The following is a 24,071-nucleotide window of genomic DNA, read 5'->3' on the forward strand; positions in this document are numbered from 1 at the left end:
ATTTGGTATGAAAAAGAGAGAAGAATAATTCTTCTCTCTTTATTATTTATTAGTAGATGATTTTGTCGCTTTGCTTCCTTTTGGACCTAGATAATCATAATCGCTTGGATTAATTGATGTATATCCTTCCGGTTTGTAGAAGCGTAACAAATCTTTATAGACGATTTCATCTGACATCTGAAGCTCTGTATTAACTTTTTCAGAAGTATCCTTACATGCTTCCGCATTTTCCATTAATTCACCAGTCTCAGATGAATAGCATTTACCTTTAATTTGGATAACATCTGAGGCCACAAAATCACCATTACGGAATGATGCCCAATTTCTGTGGTCTTTAGATAATAAATCTGAACCAAACTCCATATAGTCCTTCGTATCAATACCTAATAAATGAAGAAGAGTTGGACGTACATCAACTTCCCCACCGATTTGCTTTTGAATGCCGCCTTTAACACCGGGAACATGGATAAATAAAGGTACACGCTGTAACTTCGCATTACTAGCTGGTGTGATTTCGTCGACTCCAAGTACTTTTGCCATCGCTTCATTATGGTTTTCAGAAATACCATAGTGGTCACCATACATGACGATTACTGTATTATCATATAAACCATCAGCTTTCAAATCGTTAAAGAATTGTTCAAATGCTTGGTCCATATAATTTGCAGATTGGAAATATTGGTTTACCACCGGATCACCATAATCACCTGCAGGGAAATCAGTGTCTTGCGGATCCATTTCAAATGGGAAATGGTTGGATAATGAAATAAATTTTGAATAGAATGGCTGCTTTAAGCCTTCAAGTAACGGCATTGACTCTTTAAAGAACGGCTTATCCTTCATCCCGTAGTTCTTTGTATTCTCATCTGTCATGCTATAATATTCAGAATCGAAAAATTGATCATAGCCTAATGCTTTATACATAACATTACGGTTCCAGAATGTTTTTTGATTACCATGGAATACAGCCGAATTATAGCCATAGCCTTTTAAAATAGCTGGTGCTGCCTGAAAAGTGTTTTGTGCTTTGTTAACGAACACCGCACCTTGAGCCATAGGATATAATGAGTTTTCCATTAAGAATTCAGCATCAGATGTTTTACCCTGTCCTGTTTGATGGAAAAAGTTTTCAAAATAAAATGTATTGCCATCATGCGCTAATGAATTCAAAAATGGAGTAACTTCCTTTCCATCAGGCATTTTATAATCAATCATAAAGCTTTGGAATGATTCCATTGAAACATAAATCACGTTCATTCCTTTTGCTTTTCCAAAGTATTCTGGATTTGGTGCTGCATAGTTCGCTTTCCGATAGTTCTCAACATCTGTAATATCACTGCTGTCTGCTAGGGCACGCTGGCTGGATGATTTAATATTTTGAATGACATCATAAATCGTAAAGTTATAGGCGCCAAGATACTTAACTAAGTAATTTCTATCAAAGGAACGAGTAAGTAACTGCGGACGATCCTTTTCTGCTAAACCTAAGTTAAACAAAAAAGTGGTAATGGCAAACAAAAGAACAATTTTAAAAGCTTTTCTGTTCGTTACCGTAACTTTTTTGAAAACTGTTAATGCTAGAACAATTAAAATAATCATGTCCGAAAAATAAAAAATATCTAATGGGGACATTAATGAAAGGGCACTGTTTCCCAATTGTCCTGCATTTGTCTTAGTCTGCATTATAACAGGTACTGTTATGAAGTCATTAAAAAAGCGATAATAAGCAATATTTGCATACAATAAAAAGGATAACAAGAAATTAATAATAATCATTACACGTTTTGTATGCTTCTTAAAAAGCAGTGCGATCCCAAAAAAGAACAGTGCAGAGCTTAATGGATTAATAAATAATAAAAATTTCTGTAAGTTATTGTCAATCCCTAATTTAAATTCAATTTGATAGGCTGCATATGTTTTGATCCAAAATAATACAACGGCGATTGCAAAGAACGTAATATGACTATTGTTAAATTTCTTAGAAAGTCTAATTTTATTCATTTCTAAATTCTCCTCTCACTTACCAATAAGCTTCGGTAAACGAACCTCAATTACTATATCACATTTTCTATAAAAGTAAAATCATAAACCTTGCCATTTTTTGTATTATATACAGCAATAATTTACGTCATTTTTCTTATAAATTCGACAAATCGCAAATTCTTAATGATAATTTACTTTTCTTGGAAAATGGGATATTCCTTTATTCTTATGTGATTCACATGTGGGACATGACTATTTCTATTTTCATTAATATAAGACGATTTAATTAGCAAATAGTTTCATCTTAATAAATTTTTCTTTCGCCAATGTTTTTCTCATATGAGCAAACGAGAGATGAAAAACGTTTCCAAATATATGGAATCATTTATAATATAATAAACCTGAAACTTTTACTATGCAATATGAATTTAGTCTTATCTTTAATGAGGGAAACATGCTAAATTTTCAGAATAAATATTATTAATATGGGAAAGCATATTCATGAACGAATAAATTGTAAGGGGGAACATATTTATGCCTAGAATTAGACCTGAATTTACCAAGAGCACTTATTTTGTTGATGAACCTGGGAATTGGCATTTAAAGGCGGGGGCTCCAAAAGAACTACAAGCGGAGTTGAAAAATTATCTAAATAGCCTCGAGGATTTAGATGAACCGGGAACCATTAATGGCGTGCAAATTGACTATCCATACGATCACTAAAATGAAGAATATAATATAGAAGAAAGCGGTTAAATTAATATTAAGCTGAGCACAACACATTAATCAATCCGTAAACAATAGGAAAGGCAGGATATGATTCCTGCCTTATACCATATCTTCATTTTCTTTATCAATATCACTCGGCTGAGGTTGTTCCTTCGAGATTATACTCCCCAGAACCTCTCTATTATTACTAGTGGCATCTTTTCCTGCGCCTGGTGTGATATTTGCAAATGGAAGTTGTTCTAATTCTTTACCTCTTGGCATTATTCCTCACTCCTTTATCTTACCTTTTCCAAGGAGTTGAAATACTATGCAAATATTCAATCAGGAACGATTACTTCTTCAACACTTTTTTTGCCATTTTTTAAAATCCTCTTTGATGTAAAAACTACCCAATCATGATTTTACCCTTAGGGTACCGGAATTTGTCAGGGTTTCTTCGCATTGTTACTGCATAGGCAATTGTTAATGGTCCTACCCTGCCGGCAAACATCGTGAAAGTAATTAATCCCTTTCCAATCGGAGATAATTCCTTAGACAAGTCCATAGATAAACCTACAGTTCCAAATGCAGACGTTGCTTCAAATAAAAGCCTTAAAAAATCTGTTCCCCGCTCAGTGATGGTTAATAACATTGTAATCATCATTACAAGAAACAGGGCACTCAATGTTACGGTAAGTGCTTTGTAAATCGTTTCATAACCGATTCTTTGCCGATAAAAAATAACATCCTCTTTACCTCGTATTTGTGACCAAACAGCTCCAATTAATGTAGTAAAAGTAGTGGTTTTAACACCACCTCCCGTTGAGCCTGGAGATGCTCCGACAAACATTAAAAACACAATTAACAATAATGATGATTGGGTCATATCGGTAAGATTCAGCGTATTGGCTCCATCTGTTCTGGCGGCAGCGGATTGAAATAGTGCACCTAATATTTTCCCCGAAAAGGACAATGGTTTTAATGTTTTTTCATTCGAAAATTCTAATAAGAAGATTCCAATCGCTCCGCCTATTAATAAAAAGGCACTTGTTACCACGACAATTTTGGTATGTAAAGATAACCTTTTTGAACTGCGATACTCAAAAAGTTCATTCATAACGATAAAACCTATTCCACCTAGTGTAATTAGCGCACAAATTGTTAATACAACTGTTGGGTCATCTACATAACTAGATAAGCTTTGAAAATTCCCCATAATATCAAATCCTGCATTATTAAAATTGGATATTGAATGGAAAATTCCGTAATAAATTGCTTTTCCTAATGGCATTTCAAAAGAAAATCGAACAGCCAAGATTACCGCCCCAACAAATTCAATCACAGCAGTAAAGATTAATATCCGTCTGGCTAAGCGAACAATTCCTTCCATCGATAGGTTATTTAATGACTCTTGCAGCAAGATTCTTTCCTTTAAAGAAATTCTTTTTCCTAATAAAAAGGCAAAAAGCGTGGCGAATGTCATAAATCCAAGGCCGCCTACTTGAATCATAAACAAAATGACTAATTGGCCAAATAACGTAAATGTGGTTCCAGTGTCCACGACAACTAGACCTGTTACACATGTAGCAGATGTAGCCGTAAATAAAGCGTTTAAAAATGACAACCCTTGTCCATTGTTTGTAGAAACTGGAAGTGTTAACAATAGGCTTCCTAATAAAATGATGGTTGCAAATCCAATTACTAGAATTTTAGGAGGGTCAAGATAGTTCTTTTTACGATGCATTCATTTTCTTCCTAACCTATTAATTTTTTTGTAATAGTAACAACATAAAATAAAAGGGCATTATTCTACTTTCCCTAAATATCCCCAATTATTTGAGTATCTGTCCTTCTGACCCGATATTATTTTCAATAATAGGAAATTTTTACATATATATATATTATATATACTATAATTCGGGTAATTCCATTACAGGAAAAATATACTACTCGGTTAAAAATATGTAAATAAAATTCTTTTTCCTTCTTGTAAAACTAATATTTTCACTAGACTTGTGTCTAACATCATTGTTAAATAATTCAAATTGTTCTATAATAGACTAAGAAAATTTTTCCACATCAATGGATTCAAAGTCACGATTTATAACTGCTTATGTATCGAAATCATAGATTAGAATGGGATTTAAGGGGGATGAAAATGCACCAAGGAACAAAACAACTCTTTGTTCAAACGGGAAGCCTTGTGGCTGGTTTTATGGTCTGGGTACTAATCTCTTCACTAATGCCTTTTATTAAGGAGGATATTAACCTATCATCATCACAAATTGCTTGGGCTACAGCGGTACCGGTTATCCTCGGGTCTCTGCTAAGAGTACCAATCGGATTTTGGGCCAACCGTTATGGTGCCAGAATATTATTTACAATTAGTTTTATCATTTTACTTTTACCAATTGCCATCCTTAGCTATGCAAACTCCATCTTCATGTTAATTTTAGGCGGATTTATGCTTGGAATTGGCGGAGCTGTGTTTTCCATAGGTGTTACATCATTACCAAAATATTATCCAAAAGCAAAGCAAGGCTTTATCAATGGGATCTATGGAGCAGGTAATATTGGTACAGCCATAACTTCCTTTTCCGCTCCAGTTCTAGCAAATGCCTTTGGCTGGAGAACAACGATAAAAATATTTTTAATCGTTGTTTTAATTTTCGCTATTATTAATTTCCTGTTTGGGGACAAGAAGGAAAACAAAGTAAAAAGTTCAGCGTCAGAGGTATTCAAACAGGTTTATAAAAATCCTAAAATTTGGTTTTTAAGTTTATTTTACTTCATTACGTTTGGATCGTTCGTCGCATTCACCATTTATCTGCCATCATTTTTAGTAAATCACTTTGAATTAGGAAAGGTCGATGCAGGCTTACGGACAGCCGGATTCATTGCGCTTGCAACTATTTTTAGGCCAATCGGAGGCTGGCTCAGCGATAAAGTTAATCCTTTTCTGATCCTTATGGTTGTGTTTTTCAGCCTTACCTTTGCAGGGTTCCTTTTAGCGTTCACACCATCCCTGCCGATTTATTCTTTTGGCTGTTTATTAGTTGCTTTCTTCGCAGGGATTGGAAATGGGGCTATCTTTAAGCTAGTTCCTTTATATTTTTCAAAGCAGGCTGGAATTGTCAATGGTATTGTATCAGCAATGGGCGGGCTTGGTGGTTTCTTCCCGCCCATTATTTTAACGATTCTCTTTAATTTTACGGGGCATTACGCGATTGGATTCATGTCCCTATCCGAATTCTCCCTAGCTAGTTTAGTCATCGTTGTATGGCTTTACTACCAAGATAAACTAGATATTTCCGCTAAAATTGTGAACCATGCTGTTGATGGCATTTGTGTAACGGATATTAATGGAATTATCCAAAGCATCAATCCGGCATTTACGAAAATTACCGGATATAGTTCTGAAGAAGTTATCGGAAAAACACCAAGTGTCCTTCAATCCGGTGAACACGGCACCGATTTTTATAAAAATATGTGGACCAATTTAAAGACAAACGGGTTTTGGGAAGGATATATTTGGAACAAACGGAAAAATAACGTTATTTATAAAGAATGGTTAACCATTACAGCCATCAAAGATGATGCCGGAGAAACAAAAAATTATGTTGGAATGTTTAATGAAGAAAAAGAACATCCCAAGGAAAACTAAAGGGGTTCAAAAAAAGAGGGATTCTCAGCCATGATGGTCTCTTTTTTTCGCTAATCAACCATACTTAAATAAATATTACAACTTTTTGTCTAACCACTTTAGTTCACAGTTCCTTCACTATTATTGTGACGTACGTCACAATAATAACATCACCATGTGGTTTATATTATCCTCATAAACAATTTCAACTTTGTAATATTAAATTTGAAACGAATTTTGGGGGAATTAATGATGGCTCGAATTAATTATTGGAATCCAGAAGATGAAAAGTTCTGGAAAGCAGAAGGCAAGAAACATGCAAATAGAAATTTATGGATTTCTGTACCATCTTTGATGCTCGCATTCATCGTTTGGCAGATTTGGTCAGTTGTTGCCGTCAGACTTAACGATATTGGCTTCCATTTTACTGAAGAACAATTATTTACACTTGCTGCTATACCGGGACTTGTAGGAGCAACTCTTCGCTTTGTTTATACATTTGCAGTTGGGTCAATTGGTGGTAAAAACTGGACAGTGATTTCAACAGCGATTTTGGCAATACCGGCGATTGGTATTGGCTTTGCAGTACAAAACCCTGACACACCATTTTCAATCATGCTATTGCTTGCAGCGCTTTGCGGTCTTGGCGGCGGGAACTTTTCATCTTCTTCAGCTAATATTAGCTTTTTCTTTCCAAAAAAAGAGAAAGGTACTGCACTTGGAATTAACGGTGGTTTAGGAAACATGGGTGTATCTGTTGTTCAATTCGTCACACCATTAATCATTACTTCAGGAACTTTCGCACTAGTTGGTGGTAAACAAGTTTTAGCAAACGGTCAGGAAGTATGGTTACAAAACGCAGCATTTATTTGGGTAATCCCAATCGTGATTATGACAATTCTTGCTTTCTTTAAAATGGATAATGTTCCAGGAACAAAACAATCTGTAGCAGACCAATTTGTTATAGTAAAACGTAAACATACTTGGATTATGACTGCCCTTTATGTAGCTACATTTGGTTCATTCATTGGCTATTCAGCGGCATTCCCGTTACTATTAAGATCTCAGTTTCCTGAACACATTTCACTTGCTTTCCTTGGTGCTTTAGTGGCTGCAGCTGCAAGACCAGTTGGCGGCTGGATGGCTGACAAACTGGGCGGTGCAAGAGTGACTGCATATGTGTTAGTCGTTATGGGGATTGGTGCAGCAGGCGTTATTTACTTCTTAAATGGTAAACAATTTGCTGGTTTCTTACTTGCTTTCTTAGTTCTATTCCTTGCATCAGGTATTGGTTCTGGATCCACATTCCAAATGATTCCAAATATCTTTATTCCAAAAGAAGCAGCACCAGTTATCGGATTTTCAGCAGCCTTTGCAGCATATGGCTCTTTCTTCATTCCAAAGCTTTTCGGATGGTCTGTTAATGCCACTGGTACACCCGTAACTGCATTTTACTTCTTTATCGGTTTCTATGTGATCTCTTTTGGTCTTAACTGGTTCTTTTATCAGAGAAAAGCTTCTGTTTCAAAATCAGTAGTAAAACAAGCGGGATAAATCCCTTTAAATCAAAAAAACCTGCCTAAATTTTAGGCAGGTTTTTTTGATTATTGGTTTAATATTTTTATTTTTATATGTTTTTTCCCCCAATTAATTGCATCTTGTTTAGAAGGAATAAACACATCAATTCTATTTCCTTTTATCGCTCCACCTGTATCAGCAGCTGTTGCAACGCCGTACCCTTCGACATATACTTTACTTCCAAGTGGGATGACAGAGGGATCAACTGCGATGACCTTTGCATCGGGGTTAGCATTTAAATCAACACCTGTGGCAGTCGTGCCAGAACATCCTTCACATGAAGCAGTATATGCGGTTGCTTTTACCGTAATTTCCTTCGTGCTGTCATTTTTACTTTTTGAAGGAGAAAGAACGCCCGAGCTAACCTCTTTTTTTGCTGGAGAAGCTATTTCTTTTCTAGCATCTTTGGCCGTATCTGATAGTGATGTTGGTTGACCTGATACGCTATTATTTCTCAAGGTATTGCTATTTTGAAATAATGTTTCTGTGTGAGGATTTTTACCATCATCACTTAATTGATCATAGATTACAAGATTTAATCCTGGATGTATCAGGTCAGTATTTAATTGATTCCACTCTTTTATTTGTTTAACCTTAACTTGAAATTTCACTGCAACATCCCATAAGGTATCATCCTGCTTGACAGTATATTGTTTTTCAGTCGCAATCTCTAAAACATCTCCAGGATGAATAAGGTCAGTAGAAAGATGATTCCATGTTTGAATATTTTCTACAGATGTATTATGTACTTGTGAAAGATCCCAAAGGGTATCCCCTGTTTGCACAGTCAACTCTGCCGCTTGTACATTAGCACCTACAGTTCCTGAGAGTGCAGCTACTGCAATGAATGTTTTTATTTTTTTGATCAATTCCTTACCTCCCATGTTCTTTCGTAGCTAACGATACCAATCATAACATGGATTTTTCTGAAACAAAGAACAGGGGAATGTTAATTCATTTACAAGTATGGCAATTATATTACAATAACATATCTAAATATCATAAGATTAAAAAAGAAAAGTAAATAGTAAATTATCTGAATGTTAATAACCTTAAAAGCAATAAAAAATAGTGCAGCGTTATTTCTGCACTATCCTTTAAACATAAGTTAGTTAACAAACCTTCGAAATCGCAACTGCACATGCTTTGAATTCTGCGGTCCCGGAAATCGGATCATATTCATTTAAAGTTAACACATTTGTTGGTGTTTCGCTCCAGTGAAAGCTCATAAAGACAAGTCCTGGTACCACTTGTTCTGTCACCTTTGCTTTAACCTGGAGTTCACCACGTCGGGAACGGACCTGAACAACTTCACCATTAGTAATTCCAAGCTCACTTGCATCTTCTGGATGAATATCAACTGTCTCTTCTGTTTGCTTAACTTTGACACCTGCTGCATAGTGGCGTGTCTGGGTATGTGTATTATAAGACTCATAGCGCCGCCCTGTTGTTAACGTAAATGGGTATTCCTCATCGGGCAATTCTAATGGCTCCGTATAGTCCACGGGAACAAATGGTGATTTTTTAGCCACTGGCTGCTGTTGATGGAACCTTTCATGCATAATAAATGTTCCAGGGTGATTCTCATCAGGGCATGGGTAATGGATACTATACTCTTTTTCAAGTCGGGCGTAGGAAATACCACCATACATCTCCCAAGCAAGATTTCTGACCTCATCCCAAATTTCCTCACTGTTATTATAATGCATTGGATACCCCATCATCGTGGAGAGATCACAAAGAATTTCCCAGTCTTCCTTAGTATTAGGTTCGGCCTCAACTGCCTTACGCACCCGTTGAATTCTTCGGTCCGTATTCGTGTAGGTCCCATCTACTTCTCCCCATGAACGAGCAGGAAGGACAACATCTGCCATTTTTGCTGTTTCAGTTAAGAAAATATCTTGAACAATTAATAAATCAAGTTTTTCTAATAAGGTTTTTGTATGATTCATATGAACATCTGCAAGAAGCGGGTTTTCACCGATGACATATAAGGCTTTTAATTCTCCCATTTCCAACCGATCAAAAGTACGGGTTTGGGTATCGCCTGCCTGTGGATTAAGCTCTACCTTCCACTCCTTTTCATAACGCGCTCGGAACTCGTCGTTTGCTAAGCTCATCGCACCTGCCAATTGGTTAGGCAAACAGCCCATATCACCAGCACCTTGAACATTATTTTGTCCTCGAAGCGGCATGATACCGGTGCCTTCTTTTCCAATGTTTCCTGTTAACAAGGCAAGATTAGCTATGTCAAATACATTATTAACACCACAATGGTGCTCGGTGATCCCAAGTGTATAGGCAATCATCGAACTGCTTGAAGTAGCATATTCCCTAGCAGTTAAGATAATGTCCTCCGCCCTCAAACCGGTAATAGACGACGCATATTCAGGAGTATACAGTTCAACCTGCTTAGCGAGCAAATCAAAATCAATCGTAAACTTCTCGATAAACTCAGGATTATATAAATTTTCCTTCAGAATGACTCGAATGAAGGCATTGATTAGCGCTATATCCGAACCGACATTAATTTGTAAATGCCGATGGGCGACCTTTACCATATCGATTTTTCTTGGATCAATTACGATTATCTTGAGCCCTGATTTTGCCGCTTTTTTGATGCGATTGGCGATAATTGGATGGGCTTCCGTCGTGTTTGAACCCATCAACAGCAATACTTCTGCCTTATCGAAATCTTCAAGTGTATTAGTTGGGAAACCGCTTCCAAAAACTGTTGCCAGACCGGCAACACTAGGAGCGTGTCATGTGCGGTTACATCCGTCAATATTATTACTGTGAATGACTGTCCTCATAAACTTTTGTGTAATAAAGTTGGATTCATTTGTACTTCTTGCACAAGCAAACATGCTTATTGCGTTTGGACTCCATGTTGTTTTGATCTCTGTTAATTTTGTAGCAATGAATTGATAGGCCTCTTCCCATGACGTTTCAACTAGCTTTCCAGCCTTGCGGATAAGCGGAGATGTTAATCTATTTTTTGCATGTACATATTCATAGGCAAATGCACCCTTTACACATGTTTGACCTTTGTTTACTGGCGCTTCCTTGTCTCCGCGGATTTTCATAATTTTATTATCCTGAACTTCAAGGACTAAGCCACATCCAGTACCGCAGTATCCGCAAATTGTTTTCACAAAATTTGGTTCACCCACTGTTATTCCTCCCCTTAATTCATTAATACCTATATAACCATATTAATCTATTTAATACGATTGTAGATTCTTTTTTATAAAAAAATTTGTCTTTTTTATAAGACTATAGAAATTTTTTAAAATAAAAAACGAGAGATTTGCTCTCCCGTTTTTACGCAATTTTGGTAGGTAAAAAAATATTAAAGGTTGTGCCTTTATTCGGTTCACTTTCAACAAATACTTTGCCATTATGGCTTTCAATAATTTTGAAGCTAACCATTAATCCTAAGCCATTGCCGTTTTTCTTGGTTGTATAAAATGGTTCACCTAACTTTTGTAACTTTTCTTTCGGAATCCCAACACCTGAATCCTGAATCGAAATTTGCACATTATTATCTTGAATTATTGTTTTAACATGCAAATCCCCGCCATTTGGCATCGCTTCGATACCATTTTTAATAAAATTTAGAAACACTTGTTTTAAGCGGTTTTCATCACATTCAATCTGAATAATCTCCTCGTTACAATCAAATGACAAGCTAACATTCTTCTTCCGCGCTTCGAATTCAAGCAATGAAACAACATTTTTAATGACAGGCACAACATTCTTTTCTTCTAATTCGACTACCTTTGGTTTTGCTAGTACCATAAAATCCTCAACAATGGTATTAACTCGTTCTATTTCATCGAGGATAATGTTTAAAAACTCCATCCGATCAGGGTCTTTTTCATCTAACTGTAAAAATTCTGCATACCCTTTCATAGACGTAAGGGGATTTCGAATTTCATGAGCTACCCCGGCAGCCAGCTGGCCTACAGCAGCGAGCTTATCTTGACGGTGGAGGACCTCTTCTGTTTGCTTCCGTTCAGTAATGTCATTACGTATCGCTAAATATTGGTAAGGTTTACCTTGTTCATCCAAAAACGGAACAATCGTTGTGTCTACCCAATAATAGGTTCCGTCCTTTGCTCTATTTCTAATTTCACCTTTCCAAACATGTCCCGTTCCAATTGTTTTCCACAGGTCTTTGAAATACACTTTTGAATGGTGACCTGAATTTAAAATATTATGGTCTCTTCCTAAAATTTCTTCTCGACTATATTTTGAAATCTCACAGAACTTATCATTCACACTGGTAATAATTCCTCTCTCATCTGTAAAGGCTACGATTGAAGATTGATCCAGAGCAAATTTAATATCAATATTTTCTTTAAGTGTTTCTTTTAGGTGCTCTTCCGCCCTTTTTCTGTCAGAAATGTCTGAACGAATCGCAATATATTGGATTGGTTTACCATTTTTATCCAAAAATGGAACAATCGTAGTATCAACCCAATAATAGGTTCCATCCTTTGCTTTATTACGAATTTCGCCTCGCCAAATCTTCCCCGATTGGATAGTTTGCCAAAGGTCCTTAAAGAATTCCTTTGAATGGTACCCAGAATTTAAAATCCGATGATTCTTTCCGATGATTTCTTCTTGTTTATACTTTGAAATCTCTTCAAATTTATCATTCACAAACACGATTGTTCCATATGGGTCTGTAATAGCAACAATTGTTGAGGAATCAAGAGCTGCCTTAATGTCCTTTAAATTTGTATCAGTCGTTGCTAATTGTTTACTAATTAACGTACTCGATACTATAAGACCGCAAATAATTAAAACAGTTACAAATAAGACCAAATAAATAAAAAAGGGAGTTTCTGTGCTTGACCCTCTCACCAGGTCACTTGTCGTAACAGTGGCCCTCTTTAACAAGAAATGACCTTCAGCAATAGCTGCAGATATTATAATGGCACTGATTGGTTTTAACCATATTTGATGACCTTGTTTGTAGCTTTTTGGAGAAAAAAGAATCCAAAGAGAGAATAGAAATAATCCAAAAATCAACAACCCCAACAATGTAAATAATGGTATATTGTACTTTACATTCAAATTCATTGCATAAAGACCGATTACTTGAATTGCAATCACAGCAAACGTAAGAAATAAACCGCCAATAAGGTAATGATAAAAACGAATCACTTTACCATAAAAAGGAAGAAAAGCCATTCCTGTAAATGCTACCCCTATAAAAATGGAAAGAACCGTTAGTGGAATATGATAACTAGCAAATCGATTTGTATCTGCTGATATAAGTCCCATAAAATTCATTATCCATATTCCAATTCCCATTGAAAATGTTCCACCAAGAAACAATAGCCTTTTATTTTGTCCTGAAGTTCTTATTAATGTAAACATATCTAAAGCTGTATATGATGCCATGGTGGTTAAACCTATTGCAATGATAATAATATAAGGATGAAAAGTTCCTAACAATGCATTCATTAACCAGCATCCCCCATTCCCACTGTCCGTTTCTACTATGATTGTAATGTAAAGCAGAATGTTATGGAAGCATAAAATATGGAAGAAGAACATTTTTATCAATATTTTTACCAATAAATACACCTTTAGTAAAAAAAATAATTAAAAGTTCATTAATATTTCTTGTGATAAAAGCCTTATTTTTTTTAAAACAGGTGATTTTTCCAAAAAAAGTCTACACAATTTTCTATTTTTTGATTATACTGTACTATAACAAGAGGAAATAAAATAGACTGTATTAATAAAGGAGGAGTTTTACATGTTAATGAGTCCAGTTGAGTTTTTCAGAAACCTACCAAAGAAGGAATGTCCAGAATGCGGTCAGCATGTGGAGGAGCAAGCCGAAAGTTACTTAATGGAATGTGATCGCTGTTTATCCAAAAGAGAAGAATAGTTGGGAAAGAAGAAGCGCCTTGCTAAGCCACGACAAGAAAAGGTTATCTAACAGAAGAAGTCTGAATTTTGATTTCATCTGTTAAAGGTTATTTAACCTCGAGGGGCTAGGCGCTAGAGCAAGAAAGCACATAAAACTCTCCAGTCAATGGAGAGTTTTATGTTGTTATTCAATTATTTTCCGTTTTGGAGAAAATTAGGCAAGCATATTCCCTGCCTTAAAAACAAATCCTTTAGACAAGGAGCTGAAGAGAATGGCAAAAAAAAAGGACTATCTTACAACTGCTCCAAGAAAAGGACAAATGACAGTAAATAATGGAGCAATATACCCTAATCAAAAATATGTAGCAGGAAATTCTGTGGATGAGGACAAATACTTAGAAGAAGCCAACACCCTGCTTGCAGCAGATGAAATTGGCCAACAGAACGAAAATTTATAATAGGATTCGTTGGGAATATAATGATTTTGATAAAAAACTATCATGAGCCTCAACTCCCAACCCAACCATGGAAATAAATTTAGAGAACAAGCCGTAGTCACCTAATAAAGGCGGTGAGAGCAGAGCTAGACTTCACATCTTTCGTCTAGTGAAATGGGTATTTTACTTTAACTGGTTAAAGTGATTCATTTTGCGGCGCTCCGCCCCTTTTCCACAGAAAAAGACTGTCCATTTATCGTGACAGTCTTTTGCCATCTTAGATTTTCGGAAGCTCTCTTATTTCATGCATCATCTCATTGCCACACATTGGGCAAAGTAAGTCATCAGCGACAAAATCCTTTCTCATCCAACCAATACATGATTGATCGATACAGGAATAAATTTCAGTGTCCACCATTATTACCTCAATATCTTCTTCTTTCCGTTTACCATAAAAAATGAGAACCGCCTCCTTTTTACTAGTATGCCCCAAAGGACCTTTTTCATTTCCAGTAAACGATTTTAACTTTGGAGGTTAAAAGAATGGATTTAAACAATAAACGATATACGTCTGCCGGAACAGACATTGCAGAAGTCAAAAGGCTAAACGACCAGTCCGGGTTAAGTTATAATGCAGTGAAGAAGCTTCTTGGTAAACAATATTTAAAGTCTAAAAATTAGTTGAAGCCTGTAAGTGAGGCTTCAATTTTTTTGTTACTTGATCTTATTTTTTATATTCTATCGTAATAGTTTCATCATGTCCTTTTGAAAGGAGTTTACTTTTCTTTCGGTTTTCTTTTGTTTGAAAAATAATATCAAAATCATAATCCTCAGGGTAGAGTTCTTTTGCCGCTATATAAAGTTGTATCCTTTTATGATTGATAGAAACCTTCTCTCCTTTTATTTGGACAAGATAATTCCCAAGTGGATCCGGTCCGGTATAGACAATTCCAAACTCATTTGTCGGGGAAATCTTCACATTGTCTCCTATTTGAAAAAGTGGCACTTGTACCTCCGTTTTTGCTGTCTTCTTTCTGTCCTTAAATTTGTTCACAATCACCTGTTTTTCTAAATCCTTCAACTTCCAAGTATTCGTTTCTACGATTGTATATTGTTTCTCTTCCTTATAGGTGATGGCATGCGCTCTTTCAATAATCTTCGGATGAATCCCTAGCTTTAATGCAATGGCAAACGCCTGACTATCCCCACCCCTGCCAATGATTAAGCGATAGGTTGGGCTAAGTGTGTTTACATCAAATTCCATCGATCCATTTAAAAAACCGGGATGTTCTTCGGCAAACTCTTTAATCTCACTATAATGAGTCGTTGCCAATATGGTTGCTCCTTTTTCATAAAGAGTTTCCAGTATCGCTGTAGCTAGACCCATTCCTTCTCCTGGGTCGGTGCCAGATCCAAGTTCATCTAATAAAACCAATGTCCGGTTATTGGTTTCTTTCAAGATTTCAATGATATTCACAATTCTTGAACTGAACGTACTTAAATTTTCAGTAATACTTTGCCCATCCCCAATATCCACTAGAATACGATCAAATATACATAGATTACTCTCCTCAGCGGCAGGAATATGAAGACCGCATTGGACCATTAAAGTTAACAATCCGACAGTTTTAATTGTTACCGTCTTTCCACCCGTATTCGGCCCGGTGATTACTAATGCCTGTTGCTCCTTCCCCAATACGAATGATAACGGCACAGCTTTTTCTCCCAAAATTGGATGACGAGCGTGAATCAGTTCAATCTCATCTGTTTCATTAATTCCTACCCTAGAAGCATTTATCGAACGGCAATATTTTGCTTTTGCAAATAAAAAGTCATAATGTACCATTGTTTCAACAGCCATAAGGATTTGCTGTTCCTTTTCCTCAACCAATCCTGTTAAGTAGTTCAGAACCTTTTGCACCTCGATTTCTTCATCAGAAAAAAACCATGTTAGCTGATCTTGGTAAATGGCAATTTCTTCAGGCTCGATAAATAGAGTCGAACCCGAAGCGGACGTATCTAACACCGTTCCCTTTATTTTATTGCGATATTCCTTTTTAATTGGAATGACATATCGTCCATTTCTCTGACTAACTACATTTTCTTGTAAAAAGCTTTTATATTTATTTGAGCGAATTAATTGGATGGTTTTTTCTTTCAATCGCTCCTCATGAATCGTTATTTGCTTCCTTATTTTCAATAACTCCTTACTGGCATAATCATCTACCCTACCGTTACGTATACAGCGGATAATTTCACTTGCAAGCTCCGGAATTTCATCAATCACATTTACATATGCTGACACTCTCGGAGCGTAATAAGCTTTATCCTTCATAAATCTTCGCATCTTCCCGCAGCAATCCAAAAAATCATAGAGCTTTGTTAATTGTTCAGCTCTTAATGCTACACCTTTATTCATGTTACCTAACAGCTGTTCCATCCCCTCCAAACCATGAACAGGAACACTGGAGCTTTTTGTCAAAATAACAGCAGCCTCGGAAATCTCATCAAGCCAGGCATCGATTTGCCTTTTATTGGTAGAAGGTGTCAGGCACTCAATTTTTCTTTTTCCCTCTTTTGTTAATGCATATTGTGCGATTATTTCCTTAATTTCTTTAAATTCCAATGTGTTAAATGTATGCTGATTCAATTTATTTTACCTCCTAAAATAAAAATAACCGCAATGAACAATGTCATTGCGGCAAAAAGATATGAGTGGATTCACTCATTTTTCATACTCAAATTAAACCAAAATAAATACTGTCTACACGAGTGTACACAGCTACATTGGTAAAAAGATGTATGCCTATGTCTGCCCATTGTTCTTAACTTCATTCCAAAACCAAATAAGCCTCTATTCGAACACAAATTAAACGAAGAGATTGACTGGAATGAAAATATCCAATTGATTGGATTAGTTAAGAACGACACCTAACATAAAACATACTCCTTTATTGAAAAAGTAAATTCTTCTAAAGATTACGATAGTGGGAATGTTTTGTCAAATACCAATTACCAATAAAATTCAAAAACATTTAACAATCATAGTTCAAAAGTGGCTATTTCTACCTCCTTTTACAGTTTATCATATTTATAATAACTATTAACTTTTAAGGTGGTAAGTATGATTACAGGTCAAACAAAAAACCTTTTAACAGATGAATTAATCGAACTTTTGCATAAGGCAGGACGAATGATTGAAGTGAGAAAGGGGACATTTTTGTTTCAAGAGGGCATGCCTGCTTCCGAAATGTACCTTATCCTATCTGGAAAAGTTCAAATTTCAAAGATGAACGCCGAAGGACAAGAACTTTATTTACGCTTATGTTCAGCAAATGAGATTGTTGGCGAATTAACATTATTCACCGAAGACCCAAAATACATTTTTAACGCTAAGGCGATAGCGGACTGCAAAGTGGCAGCAATCAATCTAGCTTCGTTAGAAACCTCTCTTTTTGAAAATAGTAAACTTTCCTATTTGTTTTTAAAATGGATGAATGATCATTTCCGGAGAACAATGACAAAGTTTAGAGACTTAGTGTTGTTCGGCAAAAAAGGTGCTCTATACTCTACCTTAATTAGGTTATCTAACAGCTATGGAATTGAAAAAGAAGACGGCATTCATATCTCTGTTCCGTTAACCAATCAAGATTTAGCGAACTTTTGTGGTACAGCTAGGGAAATCGTCAGCAGAATGCTTGCAGATTTAAAGGAAAAAAAGGTGATATCCATCCATCAAAAGAAAATAATTATTCATAATATCGACTTTCTACGAAGTGAAAATGATTGTGAAAATTGTCCCATTTCAATGTGTAACATTGATTAAGAAGGATTAGAAAGGAGATTCTCATCTCCTCGCAGACTTAAATAAAAAAATCAATCCCATAAGGAATAATAAATGATGTTAACACTGCAGTAATTCCCATGGCAGCACCCGCAACAGCCCCTTGTACCTCCCCTTCCTTCACTGCCTCAGCCGTACCGATTCCATGGGCGATTGTTCCAATCGACAAGCCACGAGCAAATGGATGAGTTATCTTAAATAGACTTAATAACTTAGCGCCAAACATCGCACCAATCATTCCTGTAATAATCACAAAAGCAGCGATTAGGGGGATATTTCCGTTTAAAATCCTCCCAATTTCCGTTGCAACTGGGACAGTAACTGATTTTATCGTTAAAGCAAGGATGACCATTCTTGAAAATTGCAGACAATAGCCCAAAATAATTGCGGAGAAAATGGTGGTAACTAAGCCGATTGAAATCCCCACAAGTGCTGCGCCATAGTATTTAGCCAATAAGCGGCGATTTTTATAAATTGGCACAGCGAGGGCAACTGTTGCTGGACCTAGTAAATATGTCATCATTTTTTTTGCTGGAATGTATTCGTCATAAGAAACATTTGAAATAACTAATAAGAAGATAATTACAATCGTGCTCAAGAAAACCGGATTGGTTAATGGGGAAGAATATTTTGCTGCTATAAAGCGAGCAAAAATATAAACAGACAACGTTAGAAGAATACTATAAAACGTGATCACGATAATTCACTTTTTCCTTTTCATTTTTCATAATGACGGATTGAGTTGCTTTTCCTGCAGATATAAGCCCAATAAAAGCACTGACAATCAGAACAAAAAGGAAAGATAATCCTTTATTAACTAAAACTGATCCTATCGTCATCATACCTACCGAAATGGGAATAAAAAAGAAGCCAAGATGTTTTAACAGCCACTCAGCTGCCATTTCTATTTGTTCAATCTTAATGACACCCATCGAAAGCAATAAGAAAAGAAGCACAATACCGATGACGGTTCCAGGTATCGGTAAATGAAAAATCCGCACCATTTGATTCCCAACTTGATAAATACCAATAAGAATCAACATTTGTACTGAAAATCCCCACATCTTTTTCATCATGTTTAACACCTATCTCTCCATTTTCCATTCAAACTGTTTTGTTGCATCCACCATTCTCACAAATTCAAACAATAATATTAAGTATAAAGGAGCGACAATTCTGACGCATTAACTTTGTTCACAAAATATCTATATCTTTTTTAAAAAAACTTCTTTATCTTATTGGTAGGAGGGATAGTAATGAAAAAAATCTATCTCATTTGCAGTCTTGTTTTGTTCCTCGGAATTGCCGGAGGAATTTCTTTCTTTTTGATTCGAGATGCAAATGCGACAATACCAGCAAAAGTAAGCTTGATTAACCAAAATGGCGATCCATATAATTTTGGTAAGGATAAGACAAAATTAAAGCTTATTGAATTTATTTATACCCATTGTCCAGACATTTGCCCAACAACGACACAAAAGATGGTTGCCTTGAAAAAGGATTTAGTAAAAAACGGAGTTTTCGGCAAGAATATCGAATTTATCACCATTACCATAGATCCCTACCGCGACACACCAGAAATTTTACAGGGGTATATGCAGGGGTTTGGAATTAAAAACGACGATGATTGGTTGTTTTTAACTGGGGATCAGAAAAATATTAAAAATGAGCAAGGTAAAATTAAACAGGTTACTGATGCATTGCAATTTCAATTTAAAGACCCAGGAAACGGACAATTCGTCCACTCTACTTTTATTTATTTAGTTGATCAAAATAACAAATTTGTCGCGAAGTTTCCGATGGGAAAAGAATTTAATAAGCAAGCGGTTTACGACAAAATTATGAATAAAATTGAATAAAGAACAAAAGGCGCAAGCGCCCGTTTAGCGGCGTATGGACTGGAGCGCTCCAACTGAGATAAAGGAAACACGAAGAGCGATAGCGATTCGATGTTGACTTATCGTAGGGCGGAGAGCGAAGTACACTAGCCGCTGTGCGCTGGAGCTGGATTCAGAGAACTATTTCAATTTATCCACAATTAATTATTTTATAATTTCCTATACAATAAAAAAAGCGGTTAGTCCCTTGGATTAATCGCTTTTCATTACCAGTTTTTTATTTAATTCACAGAAGAAGGATATTTTTTAATTTGCTGTAACGATAAAAGGTAATTGGACTTTGGTTTGGTTAGACTCGCTTTTATACCGGCTTTTTTTAACTTGTTAACGAGTTCAGTAAGCTGTTTCTTTGCCATACTTCTCACCTTCTTTATTACTTCTTAAAACAATTCTACAACAAAATTATGAATAAAGTGTGAAAATAGGAAAAATTTTTTAGAAAATTTTTCTTAAAAAATTCTAATCGACCTTTAGGAATTCGCTATTCTTCTATTTTAATGGTATACTATATGGCAATATGGTTTTTTGGAGGATGTTTTAAATATGATTACCGTAAGTAACGTTGGTTTAAGATATGGAGACCGAAAGCTTTTTGAAGATGTAAATATTAAGTTCAACCCTGGTAATTGCTATGGATTAATTGGGGCAAATGGAGCAGGGAAATCAACTTTTTTAAAGATTTTATCCGGTGAAATAGAAGCACAAACTGGTACTGTACAACTCGGACCAAATGAACGGATGGCTGTGTTAAAACAGAACCATTTTGAATACGAGGAATTTGAAGTATTAAAAACCGTTATTATGGGTCATGCACGGCTTTATGAAGTTATGCAGGAAAAAGACGCGATTTACATGAAGGAAAACTTCACGGATGAAGATGGCATGAAGGCGGCTGAACTTGAAGGTGAATTTGCTGAATTAAACGGTTGGGAAGCTGAGTCAGAAGCAGCGATTTTGTTAAAAGGCCTTGGAATTGGCGACGATCTTCATGATAAAAAAATGGCTGAATTAACTGGATCAGAAAAAGTGAAGGTCCTACTTGCACAAGCATTGTTCGGCAGACCGGATGTTTTACTGCTGGATGAGCCAACAAACCACTTAGATATCAAAGCGATTCAATGGCTTGAGGATTTCCTGATTAATTTTGAAAATACCGTCATTGTTGTCTCCCATGATCGTCATTTTCTAAATAAAGTGTGTACGCACATTGCCGATTTGGACTTTGGAAAAATTCAAGTCTATGTCGGGAACTATGACTTTTGGTATGAATCAAGTCAATTAGCCTCAAGAATGGCTTCTGACGCCAATAAGAAGAAGGAAGAAAAAATTAAAGAGTTACAAAGCTTTATTGCCCGTTTTAGTGCCAATGCCTCTAAATCTAAACAGGCAACATCTCGGAAGAAATTATTAGATAAAATTACCTTGGATGATATCAGACCATCATCGCGCCGTTACCCATTCGTTGGCTTTACTCCTGATCGTGAAATCGGGAATGACTTGTTACGAGTGGAAGGTTTATCAAAGACGATCGATGGCGTAAAGGTTTTAGATAACATAAGCTTCTTTATGAACAAGGGAGATAAAATTGCTCTTGTTGGAACGAACGAGGTTGCTAAGACTATTCTATTTAAAATTTTAACGGGCGAAATGGAAGCAGACAGTGGAACTTTTAAGTGGGGGATCACCACTTCACAAGCTTATTTCCCTAAAGATAACTCCGAGTATTTTGAGAACAGCGATGTTAACCTTGTCGATTGGCTTCGTCAGTTCTCACCAAAGGATGACAGCGAAAGCTTTTTACGTGGATTTTTAGGAAGAATGCTATTCTCTGGTGAAGAAGTATTAAAGAAAGCAAGTGTCCTTTCCGGGGGAGAAAAAGTTCGCTGCATGCTATCAAAAATGATGCTAAATGGTGCTAACGTTCTACTTCTTGATGAACCAACAAACCATCTTGATTTAGAATCAATTACTGCTTTAAATAATGGATTAATAAATTTTAAGGGCTCTATTGTTTTTGCTTCACATGATCATCAGTTCATTCAAACGATTGCTAACCGGATTTTCGAACTGACACCAAATGGATTAGTGGATAAGCAAATGACCTATGATGAATATCTTGAAAATGCTGATATTCAAAAACAAGTCGCTGAAATGTATCAGTAACAAGAAAAATGAGAACTAACCTAGGCTCTGGCGTTAGACAATAAAATGAATTCGGGCACCCACATTGTCATTGGTGGTGCCCGTTTTTTTAGCTCCTCTTCTGTTTTCTCCGCGATGAAGATTCAGTTCGTGAACCTGTTTCTGAAGTTGTTGTCCCTTGGCCTTCCACTTGTGAGGAATTCAGCCCGATTTTCGATGCGTCCTTTTTTCGCTTACCCATATGACCACCTCCCCTATTAGCTTTTGGAAAATAATCTCTCTCTATACCGAATATTTCCGTTAATCTTAGGCAAGATAATCTACAGGAGGAGGTGTTTTGTATGGCAAAAGTTGGAGTAGAACAATCTCTTACAAACGTTCAACAAGCACTACGGGAAAAGGGTTATGACGTTGTAGAATTAAGGCAGGAGTCCGATGCGAAAAATTGTGATTGCTGTGTGATTACAGGTCTGGATTCAAACATGATGGGAATGCAGGATACCTTTACAAAAGGCTCAGTGATTGATGCAAATGGGATGACTGCTGACGAAGTATGTCAACAAGTGGAGAGTAGACTTCCATAAGTTCCACTTAAAAACTAAAGCTAGGATTTCGAAAGACTAAAGGATTTCAACTTTAGTCTTTTTTATTCCTCCTTTTTCGCATGTATATTTACCTTGGGGCTTTTTTCTGAAGTGTTTTTTTTCATATTTTCATTCCGGCGGTTTTCCACTTTTTCCTCCTCATCAAGCTTTGGTGTAAATTCACTTCCATACGTTGCACCAATATTCAATTTCCCCTTTAACTCTTTAATTCCAAGCTGGCCAAAATTATTATTCAGCTCATATTTATCAAAGATGATTTTTTCAATATTAATTTTTTCTATAATAATCGGTGGATCAGTTGATTTAATAACCATATCGGATGAATTTTGTTGCTCGAAGGTTTCTAATGATTTCTTCAACTCTTCGATATTCATTTCTAAGGAAGACAATTTTTTTTTAAATTCCTTTTCATAATCATTTTTACGGAATATGAGGAATAAACCTTTTAATGACATGCCACAAACTCTCCCTTATTTTAACCTACTACTATTTATATGGATTAATTATCCTAACATGTCCAATTTATTGAAAGGATGGAATAATAATATGTTCTTCTTACCAACAAAAATCAATCTTGGAGATTTAATTGTTAATGAAGCTAGTTTAGGATCAAGCATATCGATTGGCTCAACACAGAAAATTAGTATTAATAATACAACCAAAAAAAATCAGGGATTTGGACAGCAAATTGGTGATAAAACATCAATCATTCTCCCCATTCATTTTGTTCAGGATGGAGATGTTATTGACGCAGAAGTTTTCTTTTCAGGAAACTAATCAATGGGAATGATCTCTCCCACTTTAAAGGTACGCGGGTAACTAACAAATAGGATTCCGTTCCAGAATTTTGCTCTTAATTCATTAGAACTTACTGAATCTGGTAATGTAATTGCTCTTTGGAATTCCCCATAGTATCTTTCTGAGTAGCTAGGTTTAATTGATGGGTGCAAAGGCAAGGATGAACCCTTAATAGAAAGGACATTCCCACTTAGCCCTAATTGAATATCTTCTTTTTTTACCCCAGGGAGCTCAATTAATACGGTTACTTCCTTTTCACCCTCTATGACATCTATAAGCGGAAACGTACGCAATATTTTTTCTTCATCATTAGATTTGTCTCCATTACCTCGGAAAGGAGATTTAAATGGCTGGTCATTGACAAACTGTTGAGCGAATTCCTGATCAAAAATATTTTCCCAAAAATCACCACCATGCATATTTTTGGCAATTTCCATCCATTGTTTTAATTTATCCATATCCATTAATTCACAGCTCCCATTCCCCTAATAAAATCTCATAAATCGTCAAGTTATATGAATAAATTATTTTTTTTAGTCATTC

At 36.0% G+C, this 24,071-nt stretch carries 25 protein-coding genes; 11 read left to right on the forward strand and 14 right to left on the reverse strand.

From position 1 onward, the window contains the following. Window positions 1-42: 42 nt before the first annotated feature. A complete protein-coding gene (locus M5A78_RS07215; protein WP_248734609.1) occupies window positions 43-2,001 on the reverse strand; it encodes an LTA synthase family protein in 1,959 nt (652 codons plus the stop codon). A 516-nt stretch (window positions 2,002-2,517) separates the two neighbouring features. Between M5A78_RS07215 and M5A78_RS07220 the strand changes: the two genes are divergently transcribed. Next, the gene (locus tag M5A78_RS07220; protein ID WP_248734610.1) at window positions 2,518-2,706 is read left to right on the forward strand and encodes a hypothetical protein; all 189 of its coding nucleotides are present in this window, start codon (window positions 2,518-2,520) and stop codon (window positions 2,704-2,706) included. Window positions 2,707-2,811: 105 nt separating this feature from the next. Here M5A78_RS07220 and M5A78_RS07225 read toward each other — a convergent pair whose 3' ends face one another. Together M5A78_RS07225 and M5A78_RS07230 are read right to left on the reverse strand one after the other, a co-directional pair. Further along, complete coding sequence (locus M5A78_RS07225) at window positions 2,812-2,973, reverse strand: hypothetical protein (RefSeq protein WP_248734611.1); 162 nt, start codon at window positions 2,971-2,973, stop codon at window positions 2,812-2,814. A 124-nt stretch (window positions 2,974-3,097) separates the two neighbouring features. Further along, complete coding sequence (locus tag M5A78_RS07230) at window positions 3,098-4,435, reverse strand: TrkH family potassium uptake protein (protein WP_248734612.1); 1,338 nt, start codon at window positions 4,433-4,435, stop codon at window positions 3,098-3,100. A 414-nt stretch (window positions 4,436-4,849) separates the two neighbouring features. Between M5A78_RS07230 and M5A78_RS07235 the strand changes: the two genes are divergently transcribed. Next, the gene (locus tag M5A78_RS07235; RefSeq protein ID WP_248734613.1) at window positions 4,850-6,355 is read left to right on the forward strand and encodes an MFS transporter; all 1,506 of its coding nucleotides are present in this window, start codon (window positions 4,850-4,852) and stop codon (window positions 6,353-6,355) included. Between the two features lie 231 nt (window positions 6,356-6,586). Then, window positions 6,587-7,888, forward strand: coding sequence for a NarK family nitrate/nitrite MFS transporter (locus M5A78_RS07240; RefSeq protein ID WP_248734671.1), 1,302 nt, complete (start codon window positions 6,587-6,589; stop codon window positions 7,886-7,888). Between the two features lie 50 nt (window positions 7,889-7,938). On the opposite strand, the gene M5A78_RS07245 is transcribed toward M5A78_RS07240, so the two are convergent. The 3 genes from M5A78_RS07245 to M5A78_RS07255 form a co-directional block, all read right to left on the reverse strand. After that, complete coding sequence (locus M5A78_RS07245; protein WP_248734614.1) at window positions 7,939-8,781, reverse strand: LysM peptidoglycan-binding and 3D domain-containing protein; 843 nt, start codon at window positions 8,779-8,781, stop codon at window positions 7,939-7,941. 243 nt (window positions 8,782-9,024) lie between these two features. Further along, on the reverse strand, window positions 9,025-11,085 hold the full coding sequence (gene fdhF / locus M5A78_RS07250) for a formate dehydrogenase subunit alpha (protein ID WP_319942262.1): 2,061 nt from the start codon (window positions 11,083-11,085) through the stop codon (window positions 9,025-9,027). Window positions 11,086-11,236: 151 nt separating this feature from the next. Further along, entirely contained in the window at window positions 11,237-13,390 is a 2,154-nt protein-coding gene (locus tag M5A78_RS07255) for a PAS domain S-box protein (RefSeq protein WP_248734615.1), read from the reverse strand. A gap of 298 nt (window positions 13,391-13,688) precedes the next feature. Here M5A78_RS07255 and yhfH point away from each other — a divergent pair, with 298 nt between their 5' ends. Beyond that, window positions 13,689-13,823 (forward strand): protein YhfH, encoded by a 135-nt coding sequence (gene yhfH, locus M5A78_RS07260; RefSeq protein WP_248734616.1) that lies wholly within the window; start codon window positions 13,689-13,691, stop codon window positions 13,821-13,823. Between the two features lie 253 nt (window positions 13,824-14,076). Beyond that, complete coding sequence (locus tag M5A78_RS07265) at window positions 14,077-14,262, forward strand: hypothetical protein (RefSeq protein ID WP_248734617.1); 186 nt, start codon at window positions 14,077-14,079, stop codon at window positions 14,260-14,262. Between the two features lie 256 nt (window positions 14,263-14,518). On the opposite strand, the gene M5A78_RS07270 is transcribed toward M5A78_RS07265, so the two are convergent. After that, window positions 14,519-14,734 carry a cold-inducible protein YdjO-related protein gene (locus tag M5A78_RS07270; protein WP_248734618.1) on the reverse strand — a complete coding sequence of 72 codons (216 nt, stop codon included), beginning with the start codon at window positions 14,732-14,734 and terminating at the stop codon, window positions 14,519-14,521. Window positions 14,735-14,784: 50 nt separating this feature from the next. Between M5A78_RS07270 and M5A78_RS07275 the strand changes: the two genes are divergently transcribed. Further along, the gene (locus tag M5A78_RS07275; RefSeq protein ID WP_248734619.1) at window positions 14,785-14,922 is read left to right on the forward strand and encodes a hypothetical protein; all 138 of its coding nucleotides are present in this window, start codon (window positions 14,785-14,787) and stop codon (window positions 14,920-14,922) included. A 43-nt stretch (window positions 14,923-14,965) separates the two neighbouring features. Here the strand turns inward: M5A78_RS07275 and M5A78_RS07280 are convergent, their stop codons facing one another. Then, complete coding sequence (locus M5A78_RS07280; RefSeq protein WP_248734620.1) at window positions 14,966-16,891, reverse strand: endonuclease MutS2; 1,926 nt, start codon at window positions 16,889-16,891, stop codon at window positions 14,966-14,968. Window positions 16,892-17,365: 474 nt separating this feature from the next. On the opposite strand from M5A78_RS07280, the gene M5A78_RS07285 reads away from it, so the two are divergent. Continuing rightward, window positions 17,366-18,067 (forward strand): Crp/Fnr family transcriptional regulator, encoded by a 702-nt coding sequence (locus M5A78_RS07285; RefSeq protein ID WP_248734621.1) that lies wholly within the window; start codon window positions 17,366-17,368, stop codon window positions 18,065-18,067. A 37-nt stretch (window positions 18,068-18,104) separates the two neighbouring features. On the opposite strand, the gene M5A78_RS07290 is transcribed toward M5A78_RS07285, so the two are convergent. Both M5A78_RS07290 and M5A78_RS07295 read right to left on the reverse strand, forming a co-directional pair. Beyond that, window positions 18,105-18,782, reverse strand: coding sequence for an LrgB family protein (locus M5A78_RS07290; protein ID WP_248734622.1), 678 nt, complete (start codon window positions 18,780-18,782; stop codon window positions 18,105-18,107). Then, complete coding sequence (locus tag M5A78_RS07295) at window positions 18,766-19,161, reverse strand: CidA/LrgA family protein (protein ID WP_248734623.1); 396 nt, start codon at window positions 19,159-19,161, stop codon at window positions 18,766-18,768. The genes M5A78_RS07290 and M5A78_RS07295 overlap by 17 nt, the downstream gene beginning before the upstream one ends. 180 nt (window positions 19,162-19,341) lie before the next feature. On the opposite strand from M5A78_RS07295, the gene M5A78_RS07300 reads away from it, so the two are divergent. Further along, window positions 19,342-19,944 (forward strand): SCO family protein, encoded by a 603-nt coding sequence (locus M5A78_RS07300; protein ID WP_248734624.1) that lies wholly within the window; start codon window positions 19,342-19,344, stop codon window positions 19,942-19,944. A gap of 260 nt (window positions 19,945-20,204) precedes the next feature. Here M5A78_RS07300 and M5A78_RS24700 read toward each other — a convergent pair whose 3' ends face one another. Next, a complete protein-coding gene (locus M5A78_RS24700; protein ID WP_264760442.1) occupies window positions 20,205-20,339 on the reverse strand; it encodes a hypothetical protein in 135 nt (44 codons plus the stop codon). Between the two features lie 187 nt (window positions 20,340-20,526). Here M5A78_RS24700 and M5A78_RS07305 point away from each other — a divergent pair, with 187 nt between their 5' ends. Beyond that, a complete protein-coding gene (locus tag M5A78_RS07305; RefSeq protein ID WP_248734625.1) occupies window positions 20,527-22,146 on the forward strand; it encodes an ABC-F family ATP-binding cassette domain-containing protein in 1,620 nt (539 codons plus the stop codon). An 88-nt stretch (window positions 22,147-22,234) separates the two neighbouring features. On the opposite strand, the gene M5A78_RS07310 is transcribed toward M5A78_RS07305, so the two are convergent. Beyond that, window positions 22,235-22,366: a YuzL family protein gene (locus tag M5A78_RS07310; protein ID WP_248734626.1), complete on the reverse strand. Its 132-nt coding sequence runs from the start codon at window positions 22,364-22,366 to the stop codon at window positions 22,235-22,237. Between the two features lie 100 nt (window positions 22,367-22,466). Here M5A78_RS07310 and M5A78_RS07315 point away from each other — a divergent pair, with 100 nt between their 5' ends. Further along, window positions 22,467-22,709 (forward strand): YkuS family protein, encoded by a 243-nt coding sequence (locus tag M5A78_RS07315; protein WP_248734627.1) that lies wholly within the window; start codon window positions 22,467-22,469, stop codon window positions 22,707-22,709. 62 nt (window positions 22,710-22,771) lie between these two features. Here M5A78_RS07315 and M5A78_RS07320 read toward each other — a convergent pair whose 3' ends face one another. Then, window positions 22,772-23,185, reverse strand: coding sequence for a hypothetical protein (locus tag M5A78_RS07320; RefSeq protein ID WP_248734628.1), 414 nt, complete (start codon window positions 23,183-23,185; stop codon window positions 22,772-22,774). A 91-nt stretch (window positions 23,186-23,276) separates the two neighbouring features. Here M5A78_RS07320 and M5A78_RS07325 point away from each other — a divergent pair, with 91 nt between their 5' ends. Further along, entirely contained in the window at window positions 23,277-23,507 is a 231-nt protein-coding gene (locus M5A78_RS07325; RefSeq protein WP_248734629.1) for a hypothetical protein, read from the forward strand. Here the strand turns inward: M5A78_RS07325 and M5A78_RS07330 are convergent. Next, on the reverse strand, window positions 23,504-23,992 hold the full coding sequence (locus M5A78_RS07330; RefSeq protein WP_248734630.1) for an Hsp20/alpha crystallin family protein: 489 nt from the start codon (window positions 23,990-23,992) through the stop codon (window positions 23,504-23,506). The two genes, M5A78_RS07325 and M5A78_RS07330, sit on opposite strands and share 4 nt — an antisense overlap. Window positions 23,993-24,071: the final 79 nt, after the last annotated feature.

Origin of the sequence: Neobacillus rhizosphaerae (genome assembly GCF_937468385.1) — a bacterium.
In the GTDB taxonomy this organism is placed as follows: Bacteria; Bacillota; Bacilli; order Bacillales; family Cytobacillaceae; genus Neobacillus; species Neobacillus rhizosphaerae.